This window comes from Polynucleobacter acidiphobus (assembly GCF_003065385.1).
GTDB classification, from domain to species: domain Bacteria; phylum Pseudomonadota; class Gammaproteobacteria; order Burkholderiales; family Burkholderiaceae; genus Polynucleobacter; species Polynucleobacter acidiphobus.
Genome location: NZ_CP023277.1, coordinates 1,108,054 through 1,123,095 on the forward strand (window position 1 = coordinate 1,108,054; position 15,042 = coordinate 1,123,095).

The 15,042-nt window shown below is 47.5% G+C and carries 14 protein-coding genes; 5 read left to right on the plus strand and 9 right to left on the minus strand.

The annotated features are described in order from the left end of the window. Window positions 1-78 precede the first annotated feature (78 nt). The 5 genes from AOC32_RS05950 to AOC32_RS05970 form a co-directional block, all read right to left on the minus strand. Window positions 79-1,464, minus strand: a complete 1,386-nt coding sequence (locus tag AOC32_RS05950) for an APC family permease (RefSeq protein WP_108508593.1) — start codon at window positions 1,462-1,464, stop codon at window positions 79-81. A gap of 119 nt (window positions 1,465-1,583) precedes the next feature. After that, window positions 1,584-1,829, minus strand: coding sequence for an EF-hand domain-containing protein (locus AOC32_RS05955; RefSeq protein WP_108508594.1), 246 nt, complete (start codon window positions 1,827-1,829; stop codon window positions 1,584-1,586). A 19-nt stretch (window positions 1,830-1,848) separates the two neighbouring features. Continuing rightward, window positions 1,849-3,555 carry an amidohydrolase gene (locus AOC32_RS05960; protein WP_108508595.1) on the minus strand — a complete coding sequence of 569 codons (1,707 nt, stop codon included), beginning with the start codon at window positions 3,553-3,555 and terminating at the stop codon, window positions 1,849-1,851. A 111-nt stretch (window positions 3,556-3,666) separates the two neighbouring features. Next, entirely contained in the window at window positions 3,667-4,512 is an 846-nt protein-coding gene (locus tag AOC32_RS05965) for a GGDEF domain-containing protein (protein ID WP_108508596.1), read from the minus strand. Next, the gene (locus AOC32_RS05970; protein ID WP_234409708.1) at window positions 4,502-5,689 is read right to left on the minus strand and encodes an HD domain-containing phosphohydrolase; all 1,188 of its coding nucleotides are present in this window, start codon (window positions 5,687-5,689) and stop codon (window positions 4,502-4,504) included. Before AOC32_RS05970 ends, AOC32_RS05965 begins: the two co-directional genes overlap by 11 nt. A 147-nt stretch (window positions 5,690-5,836) precedes the next feature. On the opposite strand from AOC32_RS05970, the gene AOC32_RS05975 reads away from it, so the two are divergent. Genes AOC32_RS05975 through AOC32_RS05985 form a run of 3 tightly spaced genes read left to right on the plus strand, consistent with a single transcriptional unit; the run spans window position 5,837 to window position 8,590 of the window. After that, entirely contained in the window at window positions 5,837-7,141 is a 1,305-nt protein-coding gene (locus AOC32_RS05975; protein WP_108508597.1) for a glycosyltransferase, read from the plus strand. Beyond that, a complete protein-coding gene (locus AOC32_RS05980; RefSeq protein WP_159074907.1) occupies window positions 7,138-8,076 on the plus strand; it encodes a hypothetical protein in 939 nt (312 codons plus the stop codon). Before AOC32_RS05975 ends, AOC32_RS05980 begins: the two co-directional genes overlap by 4 nt. Window positions 8,077-8,092: 16 nt before the next feature. After that, window positions 8,093-8,590 (plus strand): hypothetical protein, encoded by a 498-nt coding sequence (locus AOC32_RS05985; protein ID WP_108508599.1) that lies wholly within the window; start codon window positions 8,093-8,095, stop codon window positions 8,588-8,590. 18 nt (window positions 8,591-8,608) lie between these two features. Here the strand turns inward: AOC32_RS05985 and AOC32_RS05990 are convergent, their stop codons facing one another. From AOC32_RS05990 to AOC32_RS06005, 4 genes are all read right to left on the minus strand, one after another. Next, window positions 8,609-9,697, minus strand: coding sequence for a patatin-like phospholipase family protein (locus AOC32_RS05990; RefSeq protein ID WP_108508600.1), 1,089 nt, complete (start codon window positions 9,695-9,697; stop codon window positions 8,609-8,611). Between the two features lie 75 nt (window positions 9,698-9,772). Next, window positions 9,773-10,234, minus strand: coding sequence for a rhodanese-like domain-containing protein (locus AOC32_RS05995; RefSeq protein WP_108508601.1), 462 nt, complete (start codon window positions 10,232-10,234; stop codon window positions 9,773-9,775). Window positions 10,235-10,286: 52 nt separating this feature from the next. Beyond that, a complete protein-coding gene (locus AOC32_RS06000) occupies window positions 10,287-11,132 on the minus strand; it encodes a hypothetical protein (RefSeq protein ID WP_108508602.1) in 846 nt (281 codons plus the stop codon). A gap of 16 nt (window positions 11,133-11,148) precedes the next feature. Beyond that, on the minus strand, window positions 11,149-11,913 hold the full coding sequence (locus AOC32_RS06005; protein ID WP_108509365.1) for a hypothetical protein: 765 nt from the start codon (window positions 11,911-11,913) through the stop codon (window positions 11,149-11,151). A 156-nt stretch (window positions 11,914-12,069) separates the two neighbouring features. On the opposite strand from AOC32_RS06005, the gene AOC32_RS06010 reads away from it, so the two are divergent. Together AOC32_RS06010 and AOC32_RS06015 are read left to right on the plus strand one after the other, a co-directional pair. After that, on the plus strand, window positions 12,070-13,830 hold the full coding sequence (locus AOC32_RS06010) for an amidohydrolase (protein ID WP_108508603.1): 1,761 nt from the start codon (window positions 12,070-12,072) through the stop codon (window positions 13,828-13,830). 70 nt (window positions 13,831-13,900) lie between these two features. After that, window positions 13,901-15,016 (plus strand): DSD1 family PLP-dependent enzyme, encoded by a 1,116-nt coding sequence (locus AOC32_RS06015; protein WP_108508604.1) that lies wholly within the window; start codon window positions 13,901-13,903, stop codon window positions 15,014-15,016. Window positions 15,017-15,042 lie beyond the last annotated feature (26 nt).

Consider the following 15,042-nt stretch of genomic DNA (forward strand, 5'->3'; position numbering starts at 1 on the left):
AGCATCGAAGTAAAAATTGCGTTGGGATCGAATGAACTTAAGCTAGGACTCTCGGTATCAAACTGCCGAGGAGTCCCTTTAATTTGATACCGAACGTCGATGATTACGAATTCGGTTTAGGTATAAAGGGATAAACCCAAGGGCAAGACCACCTAAGCCAATGAGATTAGTCAGAAAATCAAAAGTTTGGGCACTGTAGATCGCAATAAAGACCATGAATAATGCTGATAGAAATGGCCAAATAACATAGCCAATTGCATGACTTGGCCCATTGGATAATTGAGAGCGGTAGTACCAAGCACATGCAAAACCCGCAAGACTCATATAGAAACAAATTTGAAATCCAATCGCCATGATGGAGCTTGAGAGGATCGATTTCACGGTCGGCATATACGATGAAGTAAATAACAGCAAAAGTCCTAAAACCCAGATTGCCAGGGTTGCAATCCATGGCGTTTGCCACTTTGGATGAATTTTTGAATAGGACGGATGCATCATGCCATCCCGAGACATCGAGAATAAACTCCGACTAAATTGCAGAATTTGGGTTTCGATTGTTCCAACTGTACTCAAAATCGTACAAAAGACAGCAAGATAGTTCCATGGTTCCGGAAATAGCTTGCTTGCAACTGCGAATAAGACATTAGTATTGGCACTTGAAATCTCATCATCCGTCAATACAATCAGGACAACTACCATCATGATCGAGAAAAAGAGAATCATGTTGATCACAGACCAAAAGGCACCGGTACTTGCCGCACCAGATGCATGACCCTGACTCGATTTACTCTCCTCACTTAGGTTCATCGTGACATCCCATCCCCAGAAGAAGAAAATTGCGATTAAAGCGCCTGTCGCGAATAGTCCTGGAGAGAATGACAATGGCGAAATCCACTGCAACGTTGGTATGCGCACCGGGGCATCCCAGTATTGAATAAATGCGCCAACAATAATGGCTATCAAAATAGTTGCCTCAATGATTGTGAAGCTAATTTGTACATAGCTGGAGTGCTTGATTCCCCTAGCCACCAGAATTGTAATTAGTGTCAGCCAAATCGCTGCAACAGCTGCAATGGCATGGGTATTCTCAACATAGCTTGGCGCAATTAATAACAGTGTGGAGCTAGCGGCTGGAATCGTTGCCGACACCATAAAGCATACCGAAGCCACCAAAAGACCCCAACCAGTAAAAAATCCCCAATTGGGTCCAAATACGTGGCCCACCCATGCATAAGCAGCGCCCGCATTAGCAGTAATTTTGCTTAGGTTCATGAAGGCTAGGACAATCCCAAACATAATGAGCCCGCAAAATAGCACGCTGCCAACCGAAAGCTCGCCTACCGAAGAAACAATCGCTGCAGTGGTTACCGCCACACTAAATGCGGGGGCAGTTCCTGCAATACCCATGATGATGGATTCAGAACTACCTAGGGTGTTTTTAGATAGTTCGTCGGGTACAGACATGCTCAACTTTCAAGGCTTGATGAAAAGCCAATATTGTAGAGCTGCCTATCAGGTCGCCTCCGTTAGCTGGCTAATTGCACTGAAGAATCAAAAAAGATGTTGGCTAATCGCCCAAAAAATTAACGATCAGCCATTGCCATAATTTCTGCGGCGGTTACATAGCCCTTCTTCTGGGTATCAATGCGCTGGAAGTTGGCTGCAACTCTTGGCATTCCAGCTTTTGCTTCCTCTAAGGTCAACTTGCCATCCTTATTTTTATCGGCAGCTGCAAAGCGCTCATCAATCTCGCGATCAGTTCTTGATTCTTGAGCGAATGTCGTACCAAGGGCTGCAAGCATAATTAAAGAGAATGCGGCTTTCTTCATGAACACGATCCTTATGTGATTACTTCAAACTGACCTGCTTGCCATCGATCCAGGTCGACATGACCTTAATATTACGAATCTCTTCAGGCTTGGTTTTACGTGGGTTCTTTTCTAGGATCACTAAATCGGCCTGCTTTCCAACCTCTAAGCTACCAACCAATTGGTCGGCAAAGATCTGATAAGCCGCATCAATCGTAATCGCCCGAATGGCATCATCGACTGAGATTGCTTGATCTGGGCCTAAAGCTTTGCTGGGAGGTAACTGCCACATCCGGGTGACCGACTCAGTAATGTAGTTCAGTGGGCCAACATTAGAGACTGGGGTGTCGCTGTGTAAGGTGAACTTACCACCAGCACGCTTAATCTCCCCAGCGGGGTCAATCCGCTTGGCGCGATCTGCGCCAATAATCTGATTGTAAAAAGCCGAGCCCCAATAATCGACGTGGCCAATCGTAAAGCTAGGAATCACGCCCAATTTCACGGTTTGTTGCACTTGTGCTGGATGATTCACTGTGAAGTGCTCAATCCGCAGGCGTCGATCTTGCGGCTTGGAGTTCCCGGCCAAGAGCTTGGTGTAACTTTTTAAGGTTTGATCAATTGCCTTATCACCATTGGAATGGGTGGAGATCTGCCAACCTTGATCAAAGTATGACTTCATCGATTGATAAATCTCGTCATCTTTGTAATTGAGCGCACCACTCCAAGAACTTCCCTTGGGATAGGTATAGGGCTCGCGCAGCGCGGCGGTTAAGCCTTGGGTTGAGCCGTCGGAGATGTATTTAATCCCAATGAATCGCAAGCGATCATCGCCCTCATTTGACTTAATGGTTTTATAACCTGGGGGCATCGCCTCACTAAATAGATAACCACGAACCCGAATCGGAGAAAGATTTTTAGCAAAGAGGCCTTTATAAATAGCGATTTCTTTATCAACCCCAAAATTACCACCCACACTCATCTCTGAGGCAGTGGTCACGCCAACCGATGCCATTTTGCGCATGGTCCCTAAGATAGCGCCGATCAACTCTGCCTCGGTGGGATTGGGCATTTTGGCCATGAATGGCAAATACGATGGTGGCTCCACTAACTTACCGGTTAACTTGCCATTAGCATCTTTCACATAAATACCGCCACCCTTTGGGTTTGGGGTTTTATCAGTTACGCCAGCAAGCTCAAAGGCCTTGCGGTTTACGTAGCCAATATGTCCAGATTGATTGACGATGAAAATCGGTACATCTTTCGATACCTTGTCAAGGTCATCGGCATTGAGTTCCGCCATAAAGGGTGAGGTGCGTGATGGATCCACACCAAAGCCAAATAACCAGCCGCCCTTGGGTACATTCTTCAGATGCGCTTTCATTTTGGCGATCAAGGTCTCTTTGGTATCGTAAGGCAAATTAAAGTTACTCAGATTCAGTCCGAGACCCTCAAATACCGAGGTGATCATGATATGCACGTGAGGTTCCACAAATCCGGGCATTAAGGTTTGACCCTTGAGATCCACCAACTGCGTCGTTTTAGATTGCCAATCTTTCGTGACCGCATCTTTGTTGCCCACCGCCACAATCTTTCCACCCTGAACTGCCAAGGCCTGGACCTCATCGTTTTTCTGGTTAACGGTCACAATTGGGCCACCATAAAAAATGGTGTCGGCATTGCCTTTGGCAAAGGTTAAAGAGGCTGAGCTTAATAGAACAATGGTGAGTATTTTTTTAATCAAGGTCATTGGATCTTCCTGTAATAATTTTTTCAGAACTACTTACGCAGTTTGATATACGATATTTTTATAGTATTACAAGTTTATTTAAACTAGTAAAAATACCGATCGCCATTAGACCTAGACGCTTTTGGAATCCGCCCAAACTACGCTTTGGTTTCGGCCTCCCTGCTTAGCCTGGTACATTGCTAAATCAGCTTGCTGAAAATATTTATCTGCTAAGGCAGGATGAACTAAATCTAACTCGCTCTCTGGTTTAAAAATAGCGACACCACAGCTAATCGTAATTCGAATTGGCTCATTGTCAATCTGCGCAACAACACAATTCTGAATCTGAATTCGTAGACGCTCTGCAATCGCTAGAGCCGCATCCTCATGCGTATTAGGCAAAACAACTAAGAACTCCTCCCCCCCAACTCGTCCGAGAATATCAATATTTCGTAATTCTTGCTGACAGGATATAGCTAAATTTTTTAGCACTACATTTCCGACTAAATGCCCATAACGATCATTCACAAACTTGAAATGGTCAATATCAATCATAATAAGTGCTAGTGGTTGACGATTACGAAAACTTCGACTGATCTCTTGTTGTAAGCGATTAAAAGTTTCCTGACGACGAAATACACCGGTCATCGTATCGACCTTTGCATCATGCTCAAAAATGTCACTTTGAATTTCAATGCTGGAAAATGCCCGAATAAGATAATGTATTCCCAGCACGAATAAGCTAGAAGTTATTAGAGTAATTAAGGCGTCAAGTTGATTTGGATCGCTGTCCCCAATCGCATTGATTAAAAGATTCATTTGACGTAATGCAATCGTAAGAAAACCCAGCATTAAAAATAAACAAGGTAATCGATATGCGCCTGCGCGACGAAAGAGTTGATAAGACAAATAAAATGCGCTGATTTGAAAAATCAGAGATACAGCATACAAACTAATAACAATGAACTCACTCATCATCAGCCATCATTAATTGACGAAATGTTGCATCATCCAAAATGGTGCAGGCTGCATTGACAACCTGAGAATCCAAACCAATTCCTGCATCTGCTTTGATTTGCTCTAAGGCTCGCTCCAAGCCCAACGCGGGTCGATAGGGTCGATGGTAGCTCATCGCTTCAATCGTATCGGCTACGGCCAAGATTCTGGCTTCTGGAATGATGGCATCGCCAACAAGCCGATTCGGGTAGCCACTCCCGTCAAGACGCTCATGGTGCTGATATACCGCTTGCGCGATCGGCCAGGTAAATGGAATATCTTTGAGGATGTCGTACCCGGTTTGAGGATGCTCATGAATTAATGCCATTTCAGCATCACTGAGTTTGGACGGCTTGGTTAATATCTCAGATGGCGTCGCAATTTTTCCCATATCATGCACTAACGCAGCAAGATATAAGCCTTTAATTTTCTCCTCACTCCAGCCTATCTTTTGGGCTATTGCTTGCGATAGAACAGCAACCCTTTTTTGGTGCCCGGCTGTATAAGGATCACGCCACTCCATGGTTTTAGACATAGCCTCAATCGTTGCATTCAAGGAATCAACTAATTGCGCATTTAATCGTTCGCGCTTCATGATTTCTTCATCAAGCACGCGTTGCTTTTCAATGGCTCCCAGCCCAAAGCCGATTTCCTGAGCCAAACTCTTAAATAACTGAACCTCAATTTCACCAAACGCATTCGGCAAATTAGCGTAGACCGTAAGCGCACCAATTGCTTGGGGTTCGTGGTCCTTAATCGGCACTGCAATGACTGACCGAATACCATATGATTTAGAGTTCTCCCGCCAAGGTAAAAAGCGCGGGTCATTCTCAGAATCTGAAATTAGGACGGGCGAACTCGTTTGAATGCATTCTCCCGTTGGTCCGCGACCGGCTGATGTATTAGGCGACCATTTAACATCGATATTTCTAGCATAATCAGCTGCTACGCCGTGCGCACCAATTACCTGAACGGTTTTTAGATCGTCATGAATCGCTAGACCAACCCAGGCCAATATGTAAGGTGGTTGATTAACGATTGCACTACAAACACCTTCGATGAGCTCGTCCCGGTTGTGAGAGCGTACCAAGGCAGAGGATGCCGTCGCATGCGCGAGGAGTGCCCAGTTTTGCTTCTGCAGATCATTAAGGCTTTCCAAAACTTAGCCGCCTATTCATAGGATTGAAAGTCAATGATACGCTTGAAAGCTTGAGTTTCGATGGATAAGTCAATCAAAATCGCCATACATGCGTAATTCAGTCAAGCTTTGATATCCAGACCCACATCAGTCTGTTACCCTGAATTCATGGCTTATCAAACAATTAAAGCCAAATACGTGATCTGCCTCACGGCAGCGCTTGTCTGGATGGTAATCTCGATTTGGTTATCACTACCGTGGTACCACGATCTTTCTCAAGTGATTGGCTGGCCACTCGCTATTTTCTTTATCTCATTTATTGCCATTATTCCGGGCTACATGAATGCGTTTGTGATTAGCTCCTTACTGCTTGACAAGCGCCCGCCTAATTTACGGGGAGAGCACTACCCGCCTATTTCAATTTTGATTGCGGCCTATAACGAGGCTTCTGACATTGCAACGACACTAGAGAGTATTTTTCAAGAGGACTATCCCAATACAGTCCATGTGATTGTGATTAATGATGGCTCTCGAGATGGCACGGCTTCTATCGTTCGTCAGTTGATACCTGATCATCCCCAGCTCCAGTTGATTGATTTGCAAAAGAATGGGGGGAAAGCCAATGCACTTAATCATGGGCTAAAAAAGTGCACGACCGATATTGTGATCACAATTGATGCGGACTCCTACTTGCTAAAAGATGCATTACGCCATTTGGTGGGACGCTACTTATCTGATCCGACCAACACTCGCGCAGTCGCCGGCGAAATCCTGATTCGGAACTCGCGAGAGAACTGGATTACTAAAGCACAGGAGTGGGATTACTTTTTGGGGATCGCCTCGATAAAACGCGTTCAATCGCTATTTCAGGGAACCTTGGTTGCTCAAGGTGCTTTTTCGCTCTATGACCGTAAGACTGTTGAGGCCCTTGGAGGCTGGCCCGATAAGGTGGGCGAAGATATTGTGCTGACTTGGAAAATATTGCTTGCAGGCTACCGCGTAGGGCATGCCGAGAATGCCTGTGCATTCACAACCTGTCCCAATACCTTAATGAAATTTGTGAATCAACGCCGGCGTTGGTCGCGTGGCTTGATCGAATCCTTTAAAGAAAATTGGCCCATTCTTTTTAAAGCACAGAAAAGTACGATTTACATTTGGTGGAACACCCTCTTCCCAATCATTGATGTGGCCTACACCTTCGGCTTTATCCCAGGATTAATCCTTGCTGGCTTCGGTATCTACTGGATCGTGGGGCCAATGACCATTGCCCTCATTCCGATGGCATTTCTGCTCAATATTGTGATGTACAACCGCGGCAAAGCCATGTTTGTTCAAGAAAATTTGCATATCCGAAAAAATTATCTTGGGTTCGTCTTCTATGTATTGGCCTATGGCATGGTGTTGCAACCGGCCTGTGTTTGGGGCTACGTCAGCGAAATTTTTAATCTTCGTAAGCACTGGGGCACCAAATGATCAGACTACTTAGTGGATTAATCCTATTGCTCATGACAGCACAGGTAAGTGCGCAAGAAGCCGGTTTAACGCCAAAGCATGCCGTATCAATACCAGAGGTGTATGTGTCGTCTGATAGCGAGGGCTTCTTGACCCATAAATACAAGGCTAGTATCTACCCGCTATATCAAAACGCCGACAACTACACTGGACTGCAATACCAACACAATTACTTTAGTCAAAGTAATTGGAACTCTACTGCCGAGCAATATACGTTAGTAACCAACAAAATTAATCCACGCAACGGCCTCGGTTATAACCTCAATCTTGGCTATAACTTGGAGGGTGGCTATAAATTGCTGACGACTGATAGCAATTACTCCACCATGCTGACTGACACTACACGGGCAGAGATCATGGTGTTTCGGGATCGAGTAGAAACCCAAAACTCTCTGATTAATGGCATTTACTACACCATGGGTGGAGTTAGTATTGAACAGCAAGTGATGGAGCGGCTGAGCATTGTATTGTTCGGGGGTAATCTCTATTTTTCAGACACCAATACCCGCCCCACCCTGCGTGCCAGAATCATTTACGATCTGATTCCTGATTACGGCATTACGGCCCAGTTGCGTTACCGCCAGTATCGCGATACCAATACCAGTGTTGCAAACAACTACTTCAACCCAGATAGTTATAACGAATCCATGGTGGCCTTGGGGATGCGCAAACGCATCCAAGGCTGGATGGTCAATGGCACTGCTGGCGTAGGACAACAAAGTATTGATCAAGGTCCCAGTACCACTACGCAACTCTATGAATTAGCGCTCACGAGCCCTGTCAATGCGAATGATGTATTCTTTCGAACAAAAGCAGGATACGGTAAGTCAGCAGGCTTTTTGGGCCCCAATTATTTTTACCGCTACTTTATGGCTGAACTGATTTTCCCTTTTTAGGAATGGTAGCGAAACAATGAACGACGATATTGAAAAGATTTATGCCAAATTAGTGGCACATGAGACCGAGATCATTAACCTACGCAAGGGTTACATGATTGTCAATGAGCGCTATACCAAAGCACTCGCTTCCTTAAAGGAACTAACCAGCAGTGCCGCTGAGGCTGCCAAAAAAGCCTGCTTAGCAGCCGAAAATGCCAAAGGAGCAACTGAGCGCTGTGCAAATGCAGCTCGTGAGGCGGCTAGTCAATCAGTCATTGCTGCGGCTGAAGCGGCGGCCGAGGCTGCCAAGTTCTCGGCAGAGGCGGCGATTCAAGCGGCGGCGGCAGCATCCTCGGCTGCAGCAGCAGCAGCTGCGGCCGTTGCCCATCAGGCAGAGGCCTCATCACTTCAGGCATCAGCTGAGGCAGCCTCAGCAACAAAACGTGCGGCTGAAGCAGCAGCTGAGGCAGTCAAGCTAGCTAACCTGGCATCCGACTCTGCAAAATCCCTTCGGCCACTAGGCAACTCTTAAGTACATTTTTTGATTATCTTAGGCCCAAAAAGCCTTAATTTGAGCTGCTTCCCTCTTTGCCCGCTCATACCCTGCTCTCAGAGCAGGTTGGATTTGACGGGGGTCTGTTAGATTAATTCCGTCTGGTGCTCCCGCTACAATCCATTTCACTTTCGTGCCCACACTCTCAATATCTTTGATGTTTTGTGCCATCGGATGCGGAATCTTCGTCAGAATGGGGCCAGTTACACCATCGGTGAGAGTAATCACCAGAGCACGTTTTGATCCGGCGACCACATCAACATGCGCTGGATTAGAGCACATGCCACCGTCCATGCCGTAGCGCTGACCCAGTAAGGTAGGTCCCACGATTCCTGGGAGCGAGCTGCTTGCTGCGACGGCGTGAGCTAAGGGAATCTTATTCTTTCGAGCACTGGCTTGGCCAATAATCAACCGTTCACCGGTATAGCAATCAATGGAGGATGTGAACATTTTGGGTGTTGGCCAATCGGTCTTACTATCGCCGGTGAGTAATGCTGCGAGTGCTTCAACACGGGAGCCATTCAAACGATTGTCTGCTGCTAGTGCAGCTCGACCAATCACTTGCCTCGTTTCAATGCTGCCATCGGTCGCACTCATGTTAATTTCCATGGCTCTGAGCTGACTCGCATTGGGGTTGGTCGTTGGTGCAAGTTTGGCAAAGATCTTGGGAAACTCACCAAAGAAATCCATTTCAGTACGTAGGCGTTTGAAGTGTCCTGATAACAGCGATGAACCCATATAGGAACCAGCCGAGGTTCCCACCACCATTTGAGGCAAGCCGGCCATATCAAGACCAGCTTCCAACAGACCGTGAAAGAATCCACAGTACCAGGCGATGTAATACTCCCCGCCACCACCCAACACCATCGTACGATCCAGACCTTTGGCTAAGGGAGAAACCTTTGGTGTCGTCGCAATCGGAATCGACAAACCGTCGTTACCAAAGATCTTCTCTGAGATCTGTTCAGCTTTCTGCGCCAAGCCCTCAGGGGGAGGTTGTTGAGCATGGAGTGGAGATAGGTAGGAAGTACTTGCGACAGCAGGCGCAGCCAAGGCAGATGTTTTTAGAAAGGTTCGACGTTGCATGGCAGTAGTAGGTATTTAGATGGTTAAGAATTGATCATTAATCTCGATGATAACGATCATGAGTTAAAGAGTGCTCTAGTTTTTGGTTTGTCGACGCAATGCATTTTTGTTGGCATCCAAGCCCCCTTTGGCCTTCCACTCTTCAAAGCCACCCTGCAAGATTCGGACGTTTTCATATCCGGCAACACGTAAAGCGAACCCAGCCTGTGCGGAGAGGCTTCCAGTATTGCAATAAATCAATACCGTTTTGTCTTTGGGGATCTGATTCTTTTGGGCAAGTACCCGGCGCCACTCGATATTGATAGCTCCGGGTATACGACCCTTCTCGAACTGAGTCCGATCGCGAGCATCAATGATGAGCATCTTTTTATATTCTTCGGCAGGAATCTGCTCGGCAAAGATAACGCCGCCACCGTAATCCACGAAGTCAAGATACCCTGCCATCTCATCGACTGCAATGGCTTTGTTGTCGGCCAGTGCCGATGCACTTCCAAAAATGATGGTGACACTGAGGAGAATTGGGAGTAATTGCTTCATAAGATGGAAGGTACACATTCTAAAAAAATGTGCTATCGATAAACAACATGGATTACTTCAGAATAATCAGCGTCACCGTTGCTCTCGCACCCCAGCCAGATGGGCCGCCTGGTGTATTACTGACGTAGTACATTGGACCCGCTCCAAACGAGAATGGCAAGCCGCCGATGACTGCCACTTTCGATACTCCAGCATAGAGGGGGTTGGAGGTGCGACGGGTGTCATAGTTATAGAGCGCTTCCATATTGGTACTGAAGGTCCAGGCTTCTTTGTTGGTGTAAGCAATAAAGGGTTGGCCATATAAATTGTTTTGAGTACCGAAGGTGGGATTGCCACCCACTTCCCAGGATTGGTAGGCGAGTAAGCCATAAGTCCAAGGGCCTTTGCGATTAAGCACTACCCCGGTCACACCCAATCCAGTCTGTTGCGAACCAAACTTGCCGCTATTACCAGAAGGTGAAATAGCATAAGGACCAACGCCCCAAATCCACGAGGAATTAGTATTTGGTGCATAAAAGGATTCAACAGTCACGCTGGCAATACCAGAACCCGTAAATGGCGAGCCACTCGGTCCCTGGACATTGATTTCACGAACGCCGGCCACAATGGGTCGCACAATGAAGGTATCTCCACCACCCAAATCAAATGGGATGACCGGCTGGAATAATAAACTTTGCTCCGAGCCAGCTTGATTGATGCCCACCCCACGACTGTACTGATACTGAGTTTGCACCGAGATCATGTTTGCAATGGGGTTTGCTAATTTTTTAGCAATGTCAACCGTGTCAATTCCTTTTGCTGGAGCAGCCGATGGACTAGATGCGGCCTGTTGCGCGATTGCGGTACCTGACAATGCTCCCGATACGAGGATAGCGCTAATCATTTTTTTGGTATTCATAAATTGGTCTCAGGAATCAGAATTTAAAGGTAATCGCAAGCTGTGGGCCTTGCATGGTGGTCTTTTGCAATACACCGCCGGCTTTCATGTCGTAGTACAAGGCGCGATAGGTCAATGAGGCATCAATTAATTTGCCAAAGGATTTACCAACGCCCACCATGGCTTGCCATGTGACATTGGTAGTGCCGCCACCGCTACCAATATCGCCATAAAACGGGACATACCAGCTTGAGTCAGCAATACGATAACGACCTTTGGCACCAATAATCGGATCAACGGTTGACGTTGTCTTTGAAATAGTCTCCTTATCAGGAGTGCCTACTAAGTTAACATTTAATGTTGCGGTCACATCAATCGCACGAACACCGAGCAATCCATCCATGTACGTATTCTTGGTATTCACAAAGGTATAAGTTGCTGCACCGGTCAAAATAGTTTGTTGTAAAGTAATTTTGTCAGCAACAGTGGCAGCTCCTCCTGCGACTGGAATCGAGCCTGAGTTTTGCAATGTTGCAGAAACGAGATCGCCCATGATTCCCCATTTACCATAGTGCGCTTCTGCAGCGATCATGCCGCCAGACTTGAGATTGCTTAATACATTGCTCGAACTGAAGTCAGCCGATCGGGCCAGACCATTGTCAAAATCCATCGTGCCTTTGATTCCTGGAGCCCATAGGTAAGGAGTTACCTCAAAGCGCCATTGATCAGCAACGGCAGGAATCGGATTATCGGTATTTGCGGATACTGTACCGAACCCCAGGAGGCAGAGGGTTGCCAACATTGCATGGAAGGGGCGACGAAAAAGATTGTAAGAGATTGATTTTATAAAAATCATGTTTTTTAATGATGGGTTAAAAATGTAAATTATATTAGACAAAAAAATAGTCAAACTTTTTTTCAAGTTGTATCGAGCACTCTATTAGTAAAGGTTATATGTATGTGCCAATGGTGTATTTCCACAGTCATCTCCGAACATCTCACCTCGGGCATTTCCGGTGATCGGCGCCAATTCTTAAAGTATTCCAGCGCCCTACTCGCCTCGAGCGCTGCGACCTATACCGCATCCTCGCTAGCTCAAAGCAATCAAGCCATTGAGGTCATTTTTCGCAATGGCCCCATTTATCCAATCGCCGGTGATAACAAACGGGTTGAGGCACTTGCCATTGGTGGCGGCAAAATTCGGAGTTTGGGATCGGTTTCGGATGTGATGCGCACTGCAAGTGCATCCACTACGGTTGTCGACCTTCAGGGCCGCACCCTAGTGCCGGGCTTGATTGATCCCCACAATCACACGGTTCTTAGTAGTCTCTTTGATTTATTGCTGATCAATGCTGGTTTTGCTCAATACAAAACCAAGGCCGATGTCGCCGCCATGATCAAATCGAGAGTAGCTAGCACGCCCGCTGGTCAATGGCTGGTGTTTGGCTTCTACGATAACTTGCTCCAAGGTGGCGATTGGTCGCTCACAGAACTGGATGCTATCTCCAAAACCCACCCCATCTACATCATCTATGTCAACGGGCACGTGGGCGCTGCCAATAGCTTGGCTTTTTCCAAAGCTGGGGTAACCGAAAGTATTGGACCTCTGCCAGGCGGTGGATTTTTTGGTCGAGGAGCCAATGGCAAGCTCAATGGCATGATTTATAACCAGCCTGCCCTCATGAAAGTGCTGGACCATGCGATAGCCAAGCCAACTCCTGAGGTTCTAGAAAAAGCAGTCATCGCATATGCCAATAAGGCTGCAGCAGCTGGTTTTACGGCTTTGCACGAGCCAGGGACTGTGAAGCCCGAATGGATTGAGGGTCTCGCCAAACTATCCAATGTCTTACCAATTCGTTTAAGTGCGAGCTTTAGTAGTGTCGATGTCGAGCATAGTAAGCCGTTTGCGAGCCTAGGCCCTTCGCACAAAGCCCGCGTGATTCCGAATAGTCGGTTCTCGCTCTATGGCATGAAGGTCTGGTCCGATGGATCCAATCAAGCCGAGACCGCATGGCAAACCAAGCCTTATCTCAATACCAACCGTCGTGGAACGGGAGGATATAAATCCGAGCAAATGGTCGAGATTTGCAAGAATGCCAAAGCGGCTGGCTGGACCATGCTTGCTCATTGCCAAGGCGATGCGGCCATCGAGCAATACCTCAATGCATTAGAAGCGGTATATGGTGCCAATCCATCGGCCGGCCTCATCCGCGTCGAGCACGCTACGATGGCAAGGCAAGACCAGATCGATCGGATGAAGCGCCTTGGTTATGAACCCAGTTTTATGACCGACTTCATCTACCTGTACGGTAATGCCTACCGCGATCAGATTTTTGGTAACCCCAGAGCCAATTTCATGGTGCCCTTTGGTGCGGCCGCCAAGGCAAAACTCAACTATACGGTTCACTCTGATAACCCGGCGGCTGGTATGCCGCTCAATCCCATGCGGCATGTGGAGATTCAGTTGATGCGACAGTGCGTTGTCGATAAATCCATCATTGGCGCTGATCAACGCGTGGATATTCAGCATGCGATGCGTGCGATTAGCATGCATGCCGCACGGCAGATTGGTTTAGGAGAATCCTTGGGCACTTTAGAGGTAGGCAAAGATGCTGATCTCACCCTCTTAGATGGTGATCCATTCACGACCAGCCCAGAGAAGGTGGGCGCCATTAAAGCCTCACAAACCTGGGTGGCTGGCAAGAAAATGTTTGGGTAATGTGCTCTAGAATGGCCTCATAACGCATCACGCGTTTCAGTGAATGCGATTTGATAAAGAATAGAGAGACATGGCACCCTGGAAAGCGGCACGCGTAGGCGATCATATTGATCAGATTGATACTCCAGCTTTAGTTCTGGACCTTGATGCGTTTGAGCGCAATATGAAGCGCTTGCAGAATGCCGTCAATGAGGCGGGTGTGCGCTTACGTCCTCATGCCAAGAGCCATAAATGCCCTGAGATCGCATTACGTCAAATTGAGTTGGGTGCAGTAGGCATTTGTTGTCAGAAGGTCAGTGAGGCAGCAGTCTTTGTCGATGCGGGTGTATCGGATATCTTGATTACCAATCAAGTGGTGGGTGAGAAAAAAGTAGCACATGCGCTTGACCTAGCTGCGCGGGCACGTATTGGGGTGCTCGTGGACCATGAAGATCAAATTAGTGCATTCACACGTGCTAGCGCAGAGCGTCAAGTATCAATTGATGTCTATCTTGAAATTGATGTGGGGATGGGTCGCTGCGGCGTGGCATCGATTGAGCGTGCGGTCGCAATGGCCCAACAAATTGATGCTGCACCCTACTTAAACTTTATGGGTCTACAGTGCTATCACGGTAGTGCTCAGCACTATCGACTACCCGAAGAGCGCCAACAAGCCATTGCAGCGGTGTGCGCCAAAGCGGCGGCGGCTAAGGCAGCGATTGAGGGGGTGGGGATTGCGGTGGAGCGGATATCGGGTGCGGGTACTGGCTCGGTCATGCTCGAGAGTCACTCCAAACTGTTTAATGAAGTGCAAGCGGGGTCTTATATCTTGATGGACCGTGATTACGCAACTAATCAACGCGATCCCAGCGACCTGGCCTTTGAGCATGCCTTGTTTGTGAAGACCGCAGTCCTCAGTCACCCTAGTGCTAATCGCGCAGTGGTCGATGCCGGCTTGAAAGCATCGAGTGTTGACTCTGGGATGCCGGTGGTTTGGCAGCGCACCGATGCCAAATACCTGAAGGCCTCCGATGAGCATGGGGTTCTAGAGCTTACGCCCGATAGCACCCTCAAGCTTGGTGACTATGTGATGCTCGTGCCCGGTCACTGTGACCCAACCGTTAATCTCTACGATGAGTTAATTGCGATTCGTGGAGATCGGGTTGAGGCCATCTGGCCCCTAGCAGCACGCGGCGCCCTGCTCTAAGCCATCAAGCTAGCGCTAAATAAGTT

Excerpts from the sequence above, each read along its gene's own strand:
- AOC32_RS05980 (WP_159074907.1), top strand. The coding sequence starts at position 7,138 with ATGATCAGACTACTTAGTGGATTAATCCTATTGCTCATGACAGCACAG.
- AOC32_RS06010 (WP_108508603.1), top strand. The coding sequence starts at position 12,070 with ATGTGCCAATGGTGTATTTCCACAGTCATCTCCGAACATCTCACCTCG.
- AOC32_RS05990 (WP_108508600.1), bottom strand. The coding sequence starts at position 9,697 with ATGCAACGTCGAACCTTTCTAAAAACATCTGCCTTGGCTGCGCCTGCT.
- AOC32_RS06005 (WP_108509365.1), bottom strand. The coding sequence starts at position 11,913 with ATGTTGGCAACCCTCTGCCTCCTGGGGTTCGGTACAGTATCCGCAAAT.
- AOC32_RS06000 (WP_108508602.1), bottom strand. The coding sequence starts at position 11,132 with ATGAATACCAAAAAAATGATTAGCGCTATCCTCGTATCGGGAGCATTG.
- AOC32_RS05985 (WP_108508599.1), top strand. The coding sequence starts at position 8,093 with ATGAACGACGATATTGAAAAGATTTATGCCAAATTAGTGGCACATGAG.
- AOC32_RS05955 (WP_108508594.1), bottom strand. The coding sequence starts at position 1,829 with ATGAAGAAAGCCGCATTCTCTTTAATTATGCTTGCAGCCCTTGGTACG.
- AOC32_RS05950 (WP_108508593.1), bottom strand. The coding sequence starts at position 1,464 with ATGTCTGTACCCGACGAACTATCTAAAAACACCCTAGGTAGTTCTGAA.
- AOC32_RS05995 (WP_108508601.1), bottom strand. The coding sequence starts at position 10,234 with ATGAAGCAATTACTCCCAATTCTCCTCAGTGTCACCATCATTTTTGGA.
- AOC32_RS05965 (WP_108508596.1), bottom strand. The coding sequence starts at position 4,512 with ATGATGAGTGAGTTCATTGTTATTAGTTTGTATGCTGTATCTCTGATT.
- AOC32_RS05975 (WP_108508597.1), top strand. The coding sequence starts at position 5,837 with ATGGCTTATCAAACAATTAAAGCCAAATACGTGATCTGCCTCACGGCA.
- AOC32_RS05960 (WP_108508595.1), bottom strand. The coding sequence starts at position 3,555 with ATGACCTTGATTAAAAAAATACTCACCATTGTTCTATTAAGCTCAGCC.
- AOC32_RS06015 (WP_108508604.1), top strand. The coding sequence starts at position 13,901 with ATGGCACCCTGGAAAGCGGCACGCGTAGGCGATCATATTGATCAGATT.